This is a genomic window from Pseudomonas sp. 22526, from assembly GCF_052044735.1.
Classification (GTDB): Bacteria; Pseudomonadota; Gammaproteobacteria; order Pseudomonadales; family Pseudomonadaceae; genus Aquipseudomonas; species Aquipseudomonas piscium.
The window spans coordinates 112,185-128,521 of record NZ_JBQENK010000010.1; the positions used below are offsets into that span (position 1 = coordinate 112,185).

Below are 16,337 nucleotides of genomic sequence, written 5' to 3' on the forward strand. Positions count from 1 at the left end.
TCATGCGCGAAGCTCAACACCAGACCTTCACCACCCACGACGGCGTCGAGCTGTTCTATCGCCACTGGCCAGCCACCGCCGCCCCTTCGGACGGCCCGCGCCAGGCCGTGCTGCTGTTCCACCGCGGCCACGAACACTCCGCGCGCATCGCCCACCTGGTGGACGAACTGGACCTGCCGGCATTCGATTTCTTCGCCTGGGATGCCCGTGGCCACGGCCAGTCGCCCGGCGCCCGGGGCGACAGCCCGAGCTTCGCCACCAGCGTGCGCGACGTGCAGACCTTCTGCGATCACCTGCGGGCCAGCCACGGCATCGACGAAGAACACATGGCCGTGGTGGCCCAGAGCGTTGGCGCGGTGATCGCGTCCACCTGGGTCCACGATTACGCGCCGCGCATCCGCGCCCTGGTGCTGGCGTCGCCGGCGTTCAAGGTCAAGCTCTACGTGCCTTTCGCCCGTCCGGGCCTGGCGCTGCTGCGGCGTTTTCGCGGCAACTTTTTCGTCAACAGCTACGTCAAGGCGCGCTTCCTCAGCCATGACCCGGCGCGGGTGGCCTCCTATGACAGCGACCCGCTGATCACCAAGGCGATCTCGGTGAACGTGCTGCTCGGCCTCTACGAAGCCGCCGAACGGGTGGTGGCCGACGCCCAGGCGATCCAGGTGCCGACCCAGTTGCTGATCTCCGGCGCCGACTTCGTCGTCCATCGCCGGCCCCAGGAACAGTTCTTCGAACGCTTGGGCAGCCTGCACAAGGAAAAACACATCCTGCCGGGCTTCTTCCACGACACCCTCGGCGAGAAGGCCCGGGCCCCGGCCGTCGCCAGTGCCCGGCGGTTCATCCTGCAAAACTTCGCGCGGCCGCTGAACCGCCCTTCCCTGCTCGACGCCGACCGACTGGGCCTGACCTGCGCCGAATCCGAGGCACTGGCGGCGCCCCTGCCGCGCAACTCCCTGCGCGACCTCTACTGGCGTATGACCCGTGCCAGCATGCGCCTGGGCAGCCAGCTCTCGGCCGGGGTCAAGCTGGGTTTCGACACCGGTTTCGACTCCGGCAGCACCCTGGACTACGTGTACCGCAACCAGGCGACCGGCACCTCGGCCCTGGGCCGGATGATCGACCGCAACTACCTGGACTCCATCGGCTGGCGCGGCATTCGCCAGCGCAAGCTGCATGTGGAAGAACTGCTGCGCCTGGCCATGGAGAAACTGCGCGACCAGCAGCGCGAGGTGCGCATCGTCGACATCGCCGCCGGCCACGGACGCTACATTCTCGAAGCCTTGCAGGGCGTCAGCCCGCTGCCGGAGTCGATCCTGCTGCGCGACTACAGCGACATCAACGTGCGCGACGGTAGCGCACTGATCGCCGAGAAAGGCCTGGGCCAGATCGCCCGCTTCGTCAAAGCCGACGCCTTCGACCGCGACGACCTCGCGGCCCTGGAGCCGAAACCGACGCTGGCGGTGGTGTCCGGCCTGTACGAACTGTTCGCCGACAACCAGATGGTCAGCGACTCCCTGGCGGGACTGGCCGCCGCCGTGGAGCCTGGCGGCTATCTGGTCTACACCGGGCAACCCTGGCATCCGCAGCTGGAGCTGATCGCCCGTGCCCTGACCAGCCACCGTGCGGGGCAGGCCTGGGTCATGCGTCGCCGGACCCAGGCCGAGATGGACCAACTGGTGGAGGCCGCGGGGTTCCGCCGGATCACCCTGCGCGTCGATCAGTGGGGCATTTTCAGCGTGTCGCTGGCGCAGCGGGTGCAATGATGACTGCCGCCGCGACATACACGCGCGAGCCCGGCCTGCTGAAACCCGCGGTGCTCTGGCTGTTGCTGCTGGCGCCGCTGTTTTTCGGCACCTATGGCTTCGCCACCTGGGTTACTTCGCAGCGGGCCGAGGTCGGCAGCCTGGTGTTCGACTGGGAACAGCAGATGCCGTTCTGGGCCTGGAGCATCGTGCCCTACTGGTCGATCGACCTGCTGTACGGCTTTTCCCTGCTGCTGCCTTCCAGCCGCGAAGAACTCAAGCGCCACGCCTTGCGCCTGCTGACCGCGCAAGTCATCGCCGTCAGCTGCTTCCTGCTCTGGCCGTTGCGCTTCACCTTCCAGCGCCCGGAGCTGGATGGCCTGTTCGGCTGGTTGTTCGACGTGCTGGCCGGCTTCGACAAGCCGTTCAACCAGGCGCCGTCGCTGCACATCGCGCTGCTGGTGGTGCTGTGGGTCTGCTACGCGCGGCATGTCCAGGGCATCTGGCGCTGGCTGGTGCACGGCTGGTTCGCGCTGATCGGCGTGTCGGTGCTGACCACTTATCAACACCACTTTATCGACCTGCCCACAGGCGCCCTGGCCGGCTGGCTGTGCGTCTGGCTGTGGCCGCTGGACCGCCCCGGCCTGCTGCAGAACCTGCGCCTGGCCCGCGATCGCCAGCGCTGGCGCCTGGCATCGTTCTATGCCCTGGGAGCCGTGGCGTTTGCCGTCCCGGCTTTCGCCCTGGGCGGTGCCTGGTTGTGGCTGTTGTGGCCGGCGGTGGCGCTGCTGTTGGTGGCGCTGAACTATGGGCTGTTCGACGCCAAGGGCTTCCAGAAAGGCGCAGACGGCCGCCTGGGCAACGCCACGCGCTGGCTGCTGGCGCCTTACCTGGCGGCGGCCTGGCTCAATTCCCGGCTGTGGACCCGCAAGCATCCACAGCCCGACGAGGTTGTGGATAACGTCTGGCTGGGACGCATCCCGACCCCGGGCGAGCTGCAGGACAGCCCGTTCAGCGCGGTGGTCGACCTGTGTGCCGAGCTGTCGGTGGACGGCCGCCATCTGGCCTATCGCTGCGTGCCGGTGCTCGACCTGACCGCGCCCACCCCCTTGCAATGCCGCGAGGCCGCGCAAGCCATCGAAAGCCTGCGCGAGCACGCGCCGCTGCTGGTCTGCTGCGCCCTGGGCTATTCGCGCAGCGCCACCGCCGTGGCCGCCTGGCTGTTGTACACAGGCCGTGCCGCCAGCGTCGATGCGGCCATAGTGCAGATCCGCCGCGCGCGCCCACAGATCGTCCTGCAACCCGCGCACCGCCGGGCCCTGGAGCCTTTATCCACAGCCCAGGGGAGCGTGCATGGCCACTGATATGGAACTGCATGCGGTGGCCAGCCTGTTGCGCCGCGGGCATTCGCTGGACCTGTTATCCACAGGCCTGAGCCTGCTCGGCGCCCTGCTCGGCGCCCTGCTCGGCCTCGGCCAGTGGTTGCTCGGCGTGTCCGCTCCCTGGGCCATCGCCCTGAGCGTTGCCCTGCTGGTCCTGGGATTGCTGCAAAAGTACTGGGCGCTGCGGGTGGCCTTCGATGCCGAGCTGTTCCAGCGGGTAGCGGACAGCCCGCTGCCGCTGGCCGAACGCAGCGCCGCCCTGGACCAGGCGCTGAGCGCCCTCGGCCTGCAACCGGCGAACGCCGGCGGCCGCCCGTGGCAGCAACGCAGCCGCGGCGCCCTCAACCTGTTGCGTCGCCAGGCCTGGCTGCTGGCGGCGCAAGTACTGCTGACACTGGGCTTCATCCTGGCCAGCCCCTGGCTGGCCATCGCCGGATAAGGAATTCTCATGCTCGAACCCCTGGTCGCCACCCTCATCACCTCCGCCGCCCGCACCATCACCGGGGCGCGCAGCCTGTGGCTCGGTTGCGGGCCGCAGGCGGTGCAACGCATCTACTTCGCCAACCACAGCAGCCACGGCGACTTCGTGCTGCTCTGGGCCTCGCTGCCGCCCGCGCTGCGCAAGGTGACGCGGCCGGTGGCCGGCGCCGATTACTGGCAGACCCGCCCGCTGCGCCGCTACATCATCAACCGGGTGTTCAACGGCGTGTTGATAGATCGTGAGCGCAAGGAGCCTGTGGATAACCCCTTGCAGCCGATGCTCGATGCCCTGGCCAACGGCGATTCGCTGATCATCTTCCCCGAAGGCACGCGCAACCTGGAGGAGGAAGGCCTGCAGCCATTCAAGAGCGGCATCTATCACCTGGCGAAAAGTTACCCACAGGCCCAGGTGATTCCGGTGTGGATCGCCAACCTCAACCGCGTGATGCCCAAGGGCCGTTTCCTGCCCCTGCCGCTGTTGTGCACCACCAGCTTCGGCGCGCCGCTGTCCCTCGAAGACGGCGAAAGCAAAGAGCAATTCCTCGAACGCAGCCGCGCAGCGCTGCTGGCCATGGCCCCGGAGCATTCTTGAGATGGATAGGCAAACCCTGATGTTGTTCGGCGGGATCGGCGCGGTACTGGTGCTGGCCTCGCTGATCGGTTTTCTGCTCAAGCTGCGCACCCGTGGCGCGCCGAGTTCGGTGATCGACAACCTCAACGCGCGCATCAACGCCTGGTGGGTGATGGTGCTGGTGATCGGCATCGCCTTCTGGCTCGGCACCAGCGCGGTGATCCTTCTGTTCTACGCGGTGTCCTTCTACGCCCTGCGCGAATTCCTGACCCTGATGCCGACCCGGCGCAGCGACTACCCGGCGCTGGTGGCGGCGTTCTACCTGGCCCTGCCCCTGCAATACCTGCTGATCTACTTCGACTGGTACGGGCTGTTCTCGATCTTCATCCCGGTCTATGTGTTCCTGCTGCTGCCGATCCTCGCGTCCCTGGGCGGCGACAGCACGCACTTCCTCGAGCGCGCCTCCAAGGTCCAGTGGGGGCTGATGATCGCGGTGTTCTGCGTGTCGTTCGTGCCGGCGCTGCTGACCCTGGATATCGCCGGCTACGAAGGACGCAACCTGCTGCTGATCGCCTACCTGGTGATCGTGGTGCAGATGTCGGACGTGTTGCAGTACGTCTGTGGAAAACTCTTCGGCAAACGCAAGATCGCCCCACGGCTGTCGCCGTCCAAGACCGTGGAAGGTTTTGTCGGCGGCATCCTGCTGGCCTCGCTGATCGGCGGCGCGCTGTGGTGGATCACCCCCTTCAATATCTGGCAGTCGTTCCTGATCGCCCTGCTGATCAACCTGCTGGGCTTTGCCGGCGGCATCGTCATGTCGGCGATCAAGCGCGACCGCGGGGTAAAGGACTGGGGCCACATGATCGAAGGCCACGGCGGCATGCTCGACCGCCTGGACTCGGTGTGTTTCGCCGCGCCGATCTTCTTCCACCTCGTACGCTACTGGTGGACCTGAACACCCGCCCTCTTCTTCTGTAGGAGCAGCCGGTCGACGCTCGATTGCTCGCGATGCGACCAACGCGGTTTGACGACAAGACCGCGTCGATGCCATCGCGAGCAAGCTTCGCTCCTACAGGGGATGCGAACCCCTGCTTGACCAGCCAGCCTTCGCACGCTCATATTATGGTCATAATTTTTTGCTCGACTACCTTTAACGCCCTTCCTTCCGATTGCAGGAGAACAGCCATGAGCAGCTACGACGTCGTCATCCTCGGTGGGGGCCCCGGTGGCTACAACGCCGCCATTCGTGCCGGCCAGCTGGGGCTCAAGGCCGCCTGCGTCGAAGGTCGCGCCACCCTCGGCGGCACCTGCCTGAACGTCGGCTGCATGCCGTCCAAGGCCTTGCTGCACGCCTCGGAGCTGTACGACGCGGCCATGGGCAAGGAATTCGCCGAACTGGGCATCGAGGTCAAACCCAGCCTCAACCTCGCCCAGATGATGAAGCAGAAGGACGACAGCGTGGCGGGCCTGACCAAGGGCATCGAGTTCCTGTTCCGCAAGAACAAGGTCGACTGGATCAAGGGCTGGGGCCATATCGACGGCCCGGGCCAGGTCACGGTAACCGACAGCGCCGGCGGCAAGACCCGGTTGCAGGCCAAGGACATCGTGATCGCCACCGGCTCCGAGCCGACACCATTGCCCGGGGTGGAGATCGACAACCGGCGCATCCTCGACTCCACCGGCGCGCTGTCCCTCGGCGAAGTGCCGCGGCACCTGGTGGTGATCGGCGCCGGGGTGATCGGCCTGGAGCTGGGTTCGGTCTGGCGGCGCCTGGGCGCCCAGGTGACGGTGGTCGAGTACCTGGACCGCATCTGCCCCGGCGTCGATGGCGAAGCCGGCAAGACCCTGCAACGGGCCCTGGGCAAACAGGGGATCGCCTTCAAGCTCGGCACCAAGGTCAGCAGCGCCAGCACCTCGGCCAACGGCGTGCAGTTGAGCATCGAACCGGCAGCGGGCGGCACCGTGGAGCTGCTGGAAGCCGACTATGTGCTGGTGGCCATCGGGCGCCGGCCTTATACCCAGGGCCTGGGCCTGGAAAACGTCGGCCTGGGCACCGACCCGCGCGGCATGCTCGCCAACCGCCAGCACCGCACCGAGGCCCCTGGGGTGTGGGTGATTGGCGACGTCACGTCCGGGCCGATGCTCGCCCACAAGGCCGAGGACGAGGCCATGGCCTGTATCGAGCAGATCGTCGGCAAGGCTGGTGAAGTGAACTACAACCTGATCCCCAGTGTGATCTACACCAAGCCGGAGCTGGCCAGCGTCGGCCAGACCGAAGAGCAGCTCAAGGCCGAGGGCCGGGCCTACAAGGTCGGCAAGTTCCCTTTCACGGCCAACAGCCGGGCCAAGATCAACCACGAGACCGAAGGTTTCGCCAAGGTCCTGGCGGACGCACAGACCGATGAAATCCTCGGCGTGCATCTGGTAGGACCGAACGTCAGCGAAATGATCGGCGAATACTGCGTGGCCATGGAGTTTTCCGCCTCGGCCGAAGATATCGCCCTGACCTGCCACCCACACCCGACCCGCTCCGAGGCCTTGCGCCAGGCGGCGATGGATGTCGAGGGGATGGCGACGCAGATGTAGGCCTCGGTCCCGCCCCTGTAGCCGCTGCCGCAGGCTGCGATAAGGCCGAAGGCCTTCAGCGATCTTNCAGCGGCTACAGGTAAGCCATCAGGCCGGCAAATGTCCCAGCGGCAACGCCCCCGGGGTTTTCACCGTGTGGATCGCGAAGTTGCTGCGGATATCGCTGACGCCCGGCAGTTTCAGCAGGCTGCCGGTGAGAAAGCGGTCGTAGGCCCGCAGGTCCGGCACCACCACCTGCAACAGAAAGTCCGACTCGCCGGACACCAGGAACGCCGAAAGTACCTCCGGCAGCGCCGTCACCGCCTTGTGGAAGGCTTCGGAATGCTCGTCGGTGTGCCGCTCGACCTTGACCCCGACGAACACCGTCAGCCCCAGACCGACTTCATCGCGATCGAGGTTGGCCTGGTAGCCGCGAATCACCCCGGCTTCTTCCAGCATCCGTACCCGGCGCAAACAGGGTGAAGGAGACAGGCCGATCTCCTCCGCCAGTTGCACGTTGCTCAGGCGGCCGTCGCGCTGCAGGGCGGCGAGAATCTTGCGGTCGTAGGCGTCCAGTTTCATTTTTGGCATTTTCCGATAGTCACTCCATGTCCAGGTGGAAGATTATGCCAATTTCCGCCCTCTTGCTGGCTGACTACGCAAGCACCTGCCCTGCCCTTCGGCCCTAGACTTTGCCTACCGAATCGACAACGAAAGGGGGTGGCAAGGTGGCGCAACTCTGGATGTTTTTCCTGGCGCTGGCGGTGGTCTATCTGCTGCCCGGCCCCGACATGATCCTGCTGCTGCAAACCGGCGCCCGCCAGGGCAAGGGCCTGGCGCTGGCCACCGCGGCAGGCCTGGCGATCGCCAGGGGCTGCCATGTGGCGCTGGCGGCACTGGGCCTGGCCGCCCTGTTCAAGGCCGCGCCCTGGACCTTCGAGGTGGTGCGCCTGGGCGGGACCGCGTACCTGTTGTGGCTCGGCGTGCAGTGCCTGCGGGCCAACCTGCTGCCCAGCCTGCAGGATGGCGAGGCCACGAGCGCGCTACGCTGGCGCGAAGCGATCCGCCGCGGCCTGCTGACCAACCTGCTCAACCCCAAGGCGCTGCTGTTCTGCTCGGTGTTGCTGCCACAGTTCATCGACCCGCAGGCCGGCCCCGTGGCCGCGCAGTTCGCCAGCCTCGGTCTGCTGCTGGTTTTGGTGGGTTTGCTGTTCGACAGCGCCTACGCCCTGGCCGGCGCCTGGATCGGCCGCTGGCTGGCGCACAACCGCGCCGCCCAGCGGGTCCAGCAATGGCTGTTCGGCAGCCTGCTGATCGGCTTCGCCCTGCGCCTGACCTTCGTGCAACAGGCCTGAGGCCCTACGCCTGGCGCTGATTGAGCGGCGCTGAGCCCCCCTGTAGCCGCTGCCGCAGGCTGCGATAAGGCCGCAGGCCTTCAGCGATCTTACGGCCTTGCGCGCCCTNCGCGATCGCAGCCTGCGGCAGCGGCTACAAAAGCCTGCGCCTACCGCATTCGCCGGTTCAGGCCGGCTTGCGGGCAATGATGACCTGGCTCTTGGCGACCACGGCGTCCAGCGCGTGCTTGATCTGCACCCCGCGCGGCGAGTTGAGGATGGTCTGCCAGGTGTTCGCCCACTGGTCGAGCAGCGGGTGGTCGGGGTTGCTGAATTCGACCTTGGCTTCCCAGAACAGCAGCATCCACATCGACCAGTAGAAGCCGTACTGGCTATGGCTGAGCACTTCCAGCCCGGCGTCGCTGACCATCTGCTTGAACTGCTCTTCGCTGATGATGCGGATATGGTTGGGCTTCTGGAAATACTCGGGCGCGGCGATGTCCTTTTGCAGGTCCTCGGAGCTCGGGTGCGGCACGCTCAACAGGTACAGCGCACCCGGCTGGCCGACCCGCACCAGCTCGGAGAGGAACTGCGCCGGGTCGTCCACATGCTCGATCACCTCGGTGGACACCACCCGGCTGGCGGTGCCGTCGGCGATCGGCAGCGGGTTGCAGTCGGTGACATGGCATTCCACGCCACGGGCTGGGGTATCGCTCAGGCGCTGGCGGGTCGCCTCGACCTTGGCCGCGTCGATGTCGGCAATGATGATCTTCGCCCCGCGCATCGCGCAGTAATGCACGTTGCCGCCGTCACCACAGCCGACGTCCAGCAGGGTGTCCTCGGCCCTCACCGGAAAGCCGGTGAACAGCTCGCCGTTTTCCTGGTTGAACCAGCCGCTGAGCATGGCGTCCTGCAGGCCCAGCATGTACGGATCGACCTTGGCCGGCGGCGGTGTCTCGGGCGTCACGGCCGCAGGAGCGCTCGCCGTGAGTTTTTTCAGAAGGCTCAGCATGAAGTGACTCCAGTGGAAGGAACGGGAGAACGGGATGGACCCAGGCGTCGCACCAGCTCGACGCCCCGATTGCGCAGGGGCAACTCGATGACACGGTAGTTGAGTTCGCTCAACAACAGCAGCAGGCCCAGGGCGCAGGCCATTGCCAGCAGCGGCTGCTGGTTCAGCCCGGTCGTGCCCAGGGGCGCCAGGCGGAACCAGGCTTCGCGGAGCAGCAGGAACACCGGGATATGGATCAGGTAGATCCCGTAGGAACGGCTGCCAACCCAGGCCAGCAGGCTTTTCAGCCGGCCGCGGGGCAACAGGTAGTCGCGGTCGTAGGAAGCGATCCACACCAGCAGCGCGCAGAGCACGGCCAGGGCGCCGACCCGGTAGTGGGTGACATTGAAAGCATCGGTGGCCAGCCAGCCCATGCCCAGGCCGGACAGGATCAGCAGCAACGGCCCGAGCCCCGGATGCCGTCCCAGCCACTTCGGTTCCCAGTGCCGGTAGCTGGATTGGGCTGTCCACAGCGCCAGCAACACGCCGAGGGCCATGGCATCGGTGCGGATAAACATCAACAGCACCGAACGCAAGCTCACCAGTTGCACCACCACCAACGCCAGCAACACCCAGACCAGGTACTTGCGGCACAACAGCACCAGCAGCGGCAGCAACAGGTAGAACTGTTCCTCCAGCGCCAGGCTCCAGTAGACGAAACTGGCGCCGTATTCATAGTGGAAAAAACTGTCGGCGAAACGCAGATTGGCGAACTGCAGCAGGCCGGCAACCGTGGCCCACAGGTTGGCGTGCAGGCTGCCGAAGGCCCCCGAACGATTGAGGAACAGGCTCGCCAGCAACATCAGCAGCAGCCACAACCAGGCCGAAGGCAACAGGCGAAAGGCGCGGCGAATCCAGAAATCGCGGGTCCGCTGCCAGCACTGCGCGGCGCTGGTGCAGGCGCGCAGCTGCGGGATCAGGCTGCGGGCGATGACAAAACCGGAGATGGCGAAGAACAGGTCCACGCCCCACCAGAACTGGCCGTAGGCCGCGACGCTGCCCAGCCAGGAAAGCCCGCCTGGAAACAGATTGCCTTGCAGATGATGGAACACCACGCCCAGCACCGCGATGCCCCGCAGCAGCTCGATGTCCATGATCCGCTTGTCGTTCAAGACGGCTCTGCCACTGCGCCGGACAGCGGCTTGCGGGCGATGATGACCTGGCTTTTCGGCATGAAGCCATCCAGCACCTGCTTGATCGCCAACCCGTCGGGTTGCGCCAGCAGCTCCTCCCAGGTCCGTGCCCAGCCTTCCATCAGCGCCGGGTACGGCGCCTGGATACGATCGCGCACGGCGCCCGGCGGCTCGCGCCCGGCGGCGCGTTCGCTGGCCCAGAAAAAGATCATGCCCATGACCCAGAAAAAACCCGTGGCCTGCCGGTGTTCGATAACCAGCCCGGCGTCTTCGATCATCTGGCCAAAACCCTCGCGGGAAAATACCTGCACATGGTTCGGCGCGCGGTAATAGCCGGGCGGCGCGATACCCTTCTGCAAATGCTCGCCCACCGGGTCCGGAACGCTGATCAGGTACTGCGCGCCGGGGCGGCCCATGCGCACCAGCTCGGCGAGAAACGGCTCGGGCTGTTCGATGTGCTCCAGCACCTCCATGCACACCACTTTGCTGGCGCAGCCCTGGGCCAGGGGCAACGGCAGGCTGTTGCTGACCAGCCCCAGGGCGGGCACGTCCGACTGCTCGGCGACTTGCCGGGCCAGCTCGCGCACCTTGTCGAACTCGCTGTCGGTGAAAATCACCGAGGCGCCCTGGCGCATGGCGAACAGGGTCGCCACGCCCTCGCCACAACCGACATCGAGCAGGGTGTCTTCAGCGCTGATGGCAAAACCCTTGAGCAGTTCGCCGGTTTCGGAGCGGAACCAGCCGTCGAGCATGGCGTCGCGCAAGCCGCAATCGCGGGGAGAAACCGCAGGCCTGGGCGCTTCGACCAACAGCGGCGCAGGCAACGGCGCGCCCCTGCGCAAGCGCCGCAGAAACGCCCGCATCACGCAGGCAGCTCTGGAGTGACAGGCGCCTTGCGCCGCTCCAGCACCTGCTGGAAGAACTCGCCCAGGCGCTGTTCGGCCGTGGCCTGGCTACAGAAGCGCCACAGACTTTCGATCGCATGGGTCGACATTCGCGCATAACGCTCCGGGTCCCGCAGGGCGACGTCGTAGCTGGCGCGATAGGCCGAACACAGCGAATCCCAGTTGGTGATGTAGCGCAGGGTCCGATAGGCGGCCCGGGGATCGTGGGGCCAGGCGGTCAGCTCGTCGGTGGAGTCGACGATGAAAGTGTTGTCGTGGTCGATGTAGTCGGCCATCGCGGTGTTGCACGGCGCCACCGCCGGCTTGCCGCAGGACATGAACTCCATCAGCGGCAGGCACTGCCCTTCGCCGAACGAGGAATTCACCACATAGCTGGTGGCCTCCACCAGCCGCTCGTAGTCCGGATCGGACAAAAAGCCGTGGATCAGCACGATACGGCACTGGTAGGACTGGTTCTTGTAGAGGTGGTGCAGCATGTCGGCCAGCGCGTTGCCGATATCGTGGTGGGTCAGTTTCAGCACCAGGGTGGCGTCGGCACAATCGCGGAAGGTGGTGCAGAACGCACTGATCATGTCCTGCCAGTTCTTGCGCCCGTCGTAGGGGTTGAACACCGAGGTGTAGATCACCCCGTCGAGCAGCAGCTGGCAATCGCGGGCCGGGGCATCGAGCAGTACTAGCGAGCCTTCGCGCAGCGGGCTCGGGCCATAGGCATTCAGGTCCAGGGTGCGGCTGTCGAGCAGCAGGCCATGCAGGTTGAGGGTCACCTGGGACGCCCGCGCCTGCTTGCCCAGTTGCTCGCCACGGCTGGCGAAACGATCCCAGACCGGGGCCGGGATCGCACAGATCGGATAGTCCTCGCCCATCACATCGCGCACCGCTCGCACGGTAAAACTGGAGTGGGTGATCGCCGCGCCCGCGGTGCCCAGGACCAGCCGCCAGTCATGGCGCGGTTCGCCATGCCAGCTTTCGGTGGGAATGGTGCTGAACTCCCAGGCGAACACCGGGATGGTCGGGCAGGCGTAATGGTTGGGCGTGCGATGGGGCGGCGAGAACGACAGGAAAATGCACGCCTCGCCGCGGCTCTGGCAGTCGAAGTACAGGCGGTCCACCAACTCGTCGGGGTTGCTGACTTCCAGCACCTGGCCCAGGCGTTCCAGCACCGGCCGGAACTCCTTGAGCACGAAGTAGTAGCTGTATTCGGGACGGCCGAGGTTCTGCTGGATGTTGCTCTTGTTGGTTTCCGAATGGATGAGGATCAGCATCAGGCGTTACCCGCCACAGCCAGGGAGGACGCGTCGTCGGCCCCGGTCAGCGGGGTCAGGGCGAAGAAGTCCCGCAGGCGCCCCTGGACGCTGGCGAAGCTGCTGTACTCCTGCATGCGCCGGGCCGCGGCCAGGGACATCGACTGGTAGCCCGCGGGGTTTTCCTTGGCCATGCGGTAGCTGTCCTGGTAGGCGGTTTTCAACGAGCCCCAGTCCGGGCGGTGGCGCAGGGTGCGAAACAGGATGCGCGAGTCCTGCGGCCAGATCGCCGGCTCCTGGCTGGACTTGACGACAAAGGCCAGCTCCTCGTCGATGTAATCCAGCATGGCGGTATGCAGCGGCGCGATCACCGGTTTGCCGCAGGCCATGAACTCCATCAGCGGCAGGCACAGGCCTTCGCAACGCGAGGCATTGACGTAGAAACTGGCCGCGCCGTACAGCCGGGCGAACTGCTCGTCGTCCAGGTAACCGTGCATGGCCACGACCCTGCAACGGAAGGGTGACAACTGCGACAGCAGGGTCAGCATTTCGACGTAATAGGTCGACAGGTCGTTCTGGGTCATCTTCAACACCAGGGTGGCGTCTTCGGTGTCGCGCATCGCCCAGCAGAACGCAGTGATCAACTGATGCCAGTTCTTGCGGCCGTCATCGGGGTTGAACACGCTGACATAGACCACGCCATCGACCTGGAACTCCACCTGCTGGTCGGTGGCCGGGAGGACGGCCTGGGGATGTTCCGGCGCAGGCTCGGGTTCCGGCAAAATGACGGGCAGCGGTGCCGCGTGCTCCGGACTCGATTTCGCCATCAGCGCCCGCAGGCGCTCGGGGACCCGGTCGCGCAGCCCCTCGCGGTAGCATTCGCGAATGTAGTGCTTGCTGATGAACAACGGCCGGCGCCATTCGCCGCCGACCAGCGCCCGATACCATTCGTGCAGATAGTGCTTGGCAATGAACAGCCGGCGCCTGGCGGTCAGCGGCGGGGCTTCGACGATTTCGACCTCGACGGGGGCAGGAGGCGGTGCCTCCTCCAGCACTGGCGCGATCAGGCCGTCGGCGGACAGCCCCAGCGCCCGGCTGTCGATGATGCAGCCCTTGATTTGCAAGGTGGTGCCGGCATTGACCGGCACATTGGGGTATTGCCCACGGACGCCGTCGAAACGCTCCCACAACGGGGTGGGCAGCACCAGCACCGGAAAATGTTCACCCAGCACCCGACGCACCGCCCGGGCCGTATGGCTGGACAGGGTGATCACCCGGCCATGGCGGCCAAGGGTGCGGCTCCAGTCCTGGTGCGGGTCGTTATCCCAGTATTCGTGGGGGATCGAGTCGAACTCCCAGGCCACCACGCACAGGGTCGGGCAGTCCAGGTCGAGCGGGGTTTTCTGGGGTGGGGTGAACGAAAGAAAAAGACTGTCTTCGCCCTTGAGCCGCAGCTCGTGATACAGCCGATCGACTTCGGCGGGCGCCTGCACCACGTGAACGCGCCCAAGGCTTTCCAGCACCGGGCGATAGGCCTTGAGCACGAAGTAATAACTGTATTCCGGACGCCCGAGGCTCTGGCTGATGGAGCCGTCGTTAACATCCGAATAAAGAATGAAATTCATGGCATCTCACGATGAAGCCGCCATCCTGGCAACTTCACACAATGACGGTAGAGCCATGGCACCACGCCGGTGTTGTGGGCGTGCGTCCATCGTTCTCATGCCCGTCTACGTTCTTGTTCTATTGGTCAGTTTTGCATGGCTCCGAGACAGCCATTCTGATCGCTTTGGGGTCGAGACGAGGGGCATTCTAAACACATCCGTTTAAGATTCGGGAACCTCCCGACAAGATTTTTCCTATGCTGGAAAACGAGAACTTACCGGTCACGGTAGGACTTGTTGAAATTCCAACGTAATTGGCACAGATTGACCGCCAAACAACTACAACAAACTTCGTCAATAGGAAAACTCTTAGAAGTAGAAGGGTTTTCAATTTTTTCACATGACTTATGTGTCGAAATATTGCCGAAGTCTCCGTCTGAGAGGCTGCTGCTTGAAAAAGCGTCTGTTTGTAACGGGCTTGAATGGATTCGTGGGGCGTCACCTGCGCTCCCGCTTGAGCGCCGCCGATTCAGGCTGGGAACTGTTGCCCGCGCCGCCCTTCGACCTGACCCAACCGCAAAGCCTGCAAGACCTGTGGCCCGAGTTGCCGGATGCGGTGATTCACCTGGCCGGCCAGACCTTCGTCCCCGAAGCCTTCCGCGATCCTGCCCGGACCTTGCAGATCAACCTGCTGGGCACCCTCAACCTGTTACAAGCCCTGAAAGCCCGCGGCTTCAGCGGCACCTTCCTGTACGTCAGCTCCGGTGATGTCTACGGCCAGGTCGGCGAAAACGACCTGCCCATCGACGAGCACCAGCCACCCTGCCCGCGCAATCCTTATGCGGTGAGCAAGGCCTCGACCGAACTCTTGTGCCTGCAGTGGGGCATGAGCGAAGGCTGGTCCGTGTTGGTGGCCAGGCCGTTCAATCACATCGGTACCGGGCAGCTGGACAGCTTCGCCGTCGCCAGCGCCGCGCGCCAGATCGCCCGGATCAAGCACGGCCTGCAGGCACCGCGGCTGGAAGTCGGCGATATCGACGTCACCCGCGACTTCCTCGATGTCGCTGACGTGGTGAGCGCCTACCTGGCCCTGTTGCGCAGTGGTGTGCCAGGCCAGGTCTACAACATCTGCTCCGGCCAGGAGCACAGCATCCGCAGCCTGATCCAGCAGTTGGCGGACATCGCTCAGGTGGAAATGGAGCTGGTTCAAGACCCCGCCCGTCTGCGACGGGCAGAACAGCGTCGCGTCTGCGGCAGTCACGCCAGGCTGCAACAGGCCACCGGATGGACGCCTGAAACCACAATAAAACAATCCCTGCGGGCGATCCTGTCCGACTGGGAGTCACGGGTATTACAAGAATGACAAAAAGTGCACTGATCACAGGGATCACCGGGCAGGACGGCGCCTATCTGGCCAAGTTGCTGCTGGACAAGGGCTATCAGGTTCATGGACTGGTGGCGCGACGCAGCAGCGACTCGCGCTGGCGCTTGCGTGAGATGGGCATCGAGAGCGAGATCCGCTACCTGGATGGCGACATGGCCGACGCCTGCTCCGTGCAACGGGCGGTGATCAAGGCGGCGCCCGACGAACTCTACAACCTGGCGGCGCAGAGTTTTGTCGCCGCCTCCTGGGACCAGCCGGTGACCACCGGCATCGTCGACGGGTTGGGCGTGACCCACCTGCTCGAGGCGATCCGCCAGTTCAGCCCGCACACCCGCTTCTACCAGGCCTCCACCAGCGAAATGTTCGGCCTGATCCAGGCCGAGCAGCAGGACGAAAATACCCCGTTCTACCCGCGCAGCCCCTACGGCGTGGCCAAGCTCTACGGGCACTGGATCACCGTGAACTACCGCGAGAGCTTCGGCCTGCATGCCAGCAGCGGCATCCTGTTCAACCACGAATCGCCCCTGCGCGGCATCGAGTTCGTGACCCGCAAGGTCACCGACGCCGCCGCCCGGATCAAACAGGGCAAGCAGCAGGAGCTGCGCCTGGGCAACATCGACGCCAAGCGCGACTGGGGATTCGCCGGCGACTATGTCGAAGCCATGTGGCTGATGCTGCAACAGGGCAAGGCCGATGATTACGTGGTGGCCACCGGCGTCACCACCACCGTGCGCGAGATGTGCCAGATCGCCTTCGAGCACGTCGGCCTGAACTACCGTGACTACGTGAAAATCGACCCGGCGTTCTTCCGACCCGCGGAAGTCGACGTGCTGTTGGGTAACCCGGCCAAGGCCCAACGGGTGCTCGGCTGGAAACCCAAGACCCACCTGGAAACCCTGATCCGCATGATGATGGATGCGGACATGAAACGCGTCGCCAAGGAGTAAG

15 protein-coding genes are annotated in these 16,337 nt (G+C 65.2%); 9 read left to right on the forward strand and 6 right to left on the reverse strand.

Translation table 11 applies throughout. The features are described 5' to 3' along the window. Positions 1 to 2: 2 nt before the first annotated feature. The 6 genes from ACTJKT_RS16975 to lpdA all read left to right on the forward strand — a co-directional run bounded on the left by ACTJKT_RS16975 (position 3) and on the right by lpdA (position 6,758). Positions 3 to 1,760 (forward strand): bifunctional alpha/beta hydrolase/class I SAM-dependent methyltransferase, encoded by a 1,758-nt coding sequence (locus ACTJKT_RS16975; protein WP_440787859.1) that lies wholly within the window; start codon positions 3 to 5, stop codon positions 1,758 to 1,760. Continuing rightward, positions 1,760 to 3,103: a phosphatase PAP2/dual specificity phosphatase family protein gene (locus ACTJKT_RS16980; RefSeq protein WP_440787860.1), complete on the forward strand. Its 1,344-nt coding sequence runs from the start codon at positions 1,760 to 1,762 to the stop codon at positions 3,101 to 3,103. The genes ACTJKT_RS16975 and ACTJKT_RS16980 overlap by 1 nt, the downstream gene beginning before the upstream one ends. After that, positions 3,093 to 3,560, forward strand: a complete 468-nt coding sequence (locus tag ACTJKT_RS16985; protein WP_440787861.1) for a hypothetical protein — start codon at positions 3,093 to 3,095, stop codon at positions 3,558 to 3,560. Before ACTJKT_RS16980 ends, ACTJKT_RS16985 begins: the two co-directional genes overlap by 11 nt. Positions 3,561 to 3,569: 9 nt before the next feature. Continuing rightward, entirely contained in the window at positions 3,570 to 4,193 is a 624-nt protein-coding gene (locus ACTJKT_RS16990) for a lysophospholipid acyltransferase family protein (RefSeq protein ID WP_440787862.1), read from the forward strand. Between the two features lies 1 nt (position 4,194). Beyond that, positions 4,195 to 5,127, forward strand: coding sequence for a phosphatidate cytidylyltransferase (locus tag ACTJKT_RS16995; protein ID WP_124303795.1), 933 nt, complete (start codon positions 4,195 to 4,197; stop codon positions 5,125 to 5,127). Positions 5,128 to 5,357: 230 nt separating this feature from the next. After that, positions 5,358 to 6,758 (forward strand): dihydrolipoyl dehydrogenase, encoded by a 1,401-nt coding sequence (gene lpdA, locus ACTJKT_RS17000; protein WP_440787863.1) that lies wholly within the window; start codon positions 5,358 to 5,360, stop codon positions 6,756 to 6,758. 87 nt (positions 6,759 to 6,845) lie between these two features. Here lpdA and ACTJKT_RS17005 read toward each other — a convergent pair whose 3' ends face one another. Continuing rightward, on the reverse strand, positions 6,846 to 7,319 hold the full coding sequence (locus ACTJKT_RS17005; protein WP_009051665.1) for an Lrp/AsnC family transcriptional regulator: 474 nt from the start codon (positions 7,317 to 7,319) through the stop codon (positions 6,846 to 6,848). Positions 7,320 to 7,465: 146 nt separating this feature from the next. Here ACTJKT_RS17005 and ACTJKT_RS17010 point away from each other — a divergent pair, with 146 nt between their 5' ends. Then, positions 7,466 to 8,092: a LysE family translocator gene (locus tag ACTJKT_RS17010; protein WP_440787864.1), complete on the forward strand. Its 627-nt coding sequence runs from the start codon at positions 7,466 to 7,468 to the stop codon at positions 8,090 to 8,092. A gap of 166 nt (positions 8,093 to 8,258) precedes the next feature. Here the strand turns inward: ACTJKT_RS17010 and ACTJKT_RS17015 are convergent, their stop codons facing one another. The 5 genes from ACTJKT_RS17015 to ACTJKT_RS17035 are packed head-to-tail and all read right to left on the reverse strand — an operon-like array spanning position 8,259 to position 14,026. After that, the gene (locus tag ACTJKT_RS17015) at positions 8,259 to 9,083 is read right to left on the reverse strand and encodes a class I SAM-dependent methyltransferase (RefSeq protein ID WP_440787865.1); all 825 of its coding nucleotides are present in this window, start codon (positions 9,081 to 9,083) and stop codon (positions 8,259 to 8,261) included. Next, positions 9,077 to 10,234 (reverse strand): acyltransferase family protein, encoded by a 1,158-nt coding sequence (locus ACTJKT_RS17020; protein ID WP_440787866.1) that lies wholly within the window; start codon positions 10,232 to 10,234, stop codon positions 9,077 to 9,079. Before ACTJKT_RS17020 ends, ACTJKT_RS17015 begins: the two co-directional genes overlap by 7 nt. Beyond that, entirely contained in the window at positions 10,231 to 11,118 is an 888-nt protein-coding gene (locus ACTJKT_RS17025; RefSeq protein WP_440787867.1) for a methyltransferase domain-containing protein, read from the reverse strand. Before ACTJKT_RS17025 ends, ACTJKT_RS17020 begins: the two co-directional genes overlap by 4 nt. Further along, positions 11,118 to 12,422: a glycosyltransferase gene (locus tag ACTJKT_RS17030; protein ID WP_440787868.1), complete on the reverse strand. Its 1,305-nt coding sequence runs from the start codon at positions 12,420 to 12,422 to the stop codon at positions 11,118 to 11,120. The genes ACTJKT_RS17025 and ACTJKT_RS17030 overlap by 1 nt, the downstream gene beginning before the upstream one ends. Continuing rightward, the gene (locus ACTJKT_RS17035; RefSeq protein ID WP_440787870.1) at positions 12,422 to 14,026 is read right to left on the reverse strand and encodes a glycosyltransferase; all 1,605 of its coding nucleotides are present in this window, start codon (positions 14,024 to 14,026) and stop codon (positions 12,422 to 12,424) included. Before ACTJKT_RS17035 ends, ACTJKT_RS17030 begins: the two co-directional genes overlap by 1 nt. Before the next feature lie 430 nt (positions 14,027 to 14,456). Between ACTJKT_RS17035 and ACTJKT_RS17040 the strand changes: the two genes are divergently transcribed. After that, entirely contained in the window at positions 14,457 to 15,368 is a 912-nt protein-coding gene (locus tag ACTJKT_RS17040) for a GDP-mannose 4,6-dehydratase (RefSeq protein WP_440787871.1), read from the forward strand. Next, complete coding sequence (gene gmd, locus ACTJKT_RS17045) at positions 15,365 to 16,336, forward strand: GDP-mannose 4,6-dehydratase (RefSeq protein ID WP_440787873.1); 972 nt, start codon at positions 15,365 to 15,367, stop codon at positions 16,334 to 16,336. Before ACTJKT_RS17040 ends, gmd begins: the two co-directional genes overlap by 4 nt. The last annotated feature ends 1 nt before the right edge of the window (position 16,337 follow it).

Bases quoted from the DNA above. Each gene is read 5' to 3' on its own strand.
- ACTJKT_RS16985 (WP_440787861.1), top strand. From the start codon at position 3,093: ATGGCCACTGATATGGAACTGCATGCGGTGGCCAGCCTGTTGCGCCGC.
- lpdA (WP_440787863.1), top strand. From the start codon at position 5,358: ATGAGCAGCTACGACGTCGTCATCCTCGGTGGGGGCCCCGGTGGCTAC.
- ACTJKT_RS17030 (WP_440787868.1), bottom strand. From the start codon at position 12,422: ATGCTGATCCTCATCCATTCGGAAACCAACAAGAGCAACATCCAGCAG.
- ACTJKT_RS17035 (WP_440787870.1), bottom strand. From the start codon at position 14,026: ATGAATTTCATTCTTTATTCGGATGTTAACGACGGCTCCATCAGCCAG.
- ACTJKT_RS17015 (WP_440787865.1), bottom strand. From the start codon at position 9,083: ATGCTGAGCCTTCTGAAAAAACTCACGGCGAGCGCTCCTGCGGCCGTG.
- ACTJKT_RS17025 (WP_440787867.1), bottom strand. From the start codon at position 11,118: ATGCGGGCGTTTCTGCGGCGCTTGCGCAGGGGCGCGCCGTTGCCTGCG.
- ACTJKT_RS16980 (WP_440787860.1), top strand. From the start codon at position 1,760: ATGACTGCCGCCGCGACATACACGCGCGAGCCCGGCCTGCTGAAACCC.
- ACTJKT_RS17005 (WP_009051665.1), bottom strand. From the start codon at position 7,319: ATGAAACTGGACGCCTACGACCGCAAGATTCTCGCCGCCCTGCAGCGC.
- ACTJKT_RS16990 (WP_440787862.1), top strand. From the start codon at position 3,570: ATGCTCGAACCCCTGGTCGCCACCCTCATCACCTCCGCCGCCCGCACC.
- ACTJKT_RS16995 (WP_124303795.1), top strand. From the start codon at position 4,195: ATGGATAGGCAAACCCTGATGTTGTTCGGCGGGATCGGCGCGGTACTG.
- ACTJKT_RS16975 (WP_440787859.1), top strand. From the start codon at position 3: ATGCGCGAAGCTCAACACCAGACCTTCACCACCCACGACGGCGTCGAG.
- gmd (WP_440787873.1), top strand. From the start codon at position 15,365: ATGACAAAAAGTGCACTGATCACAGGGATCACCGGGCAGGACGGCGCC.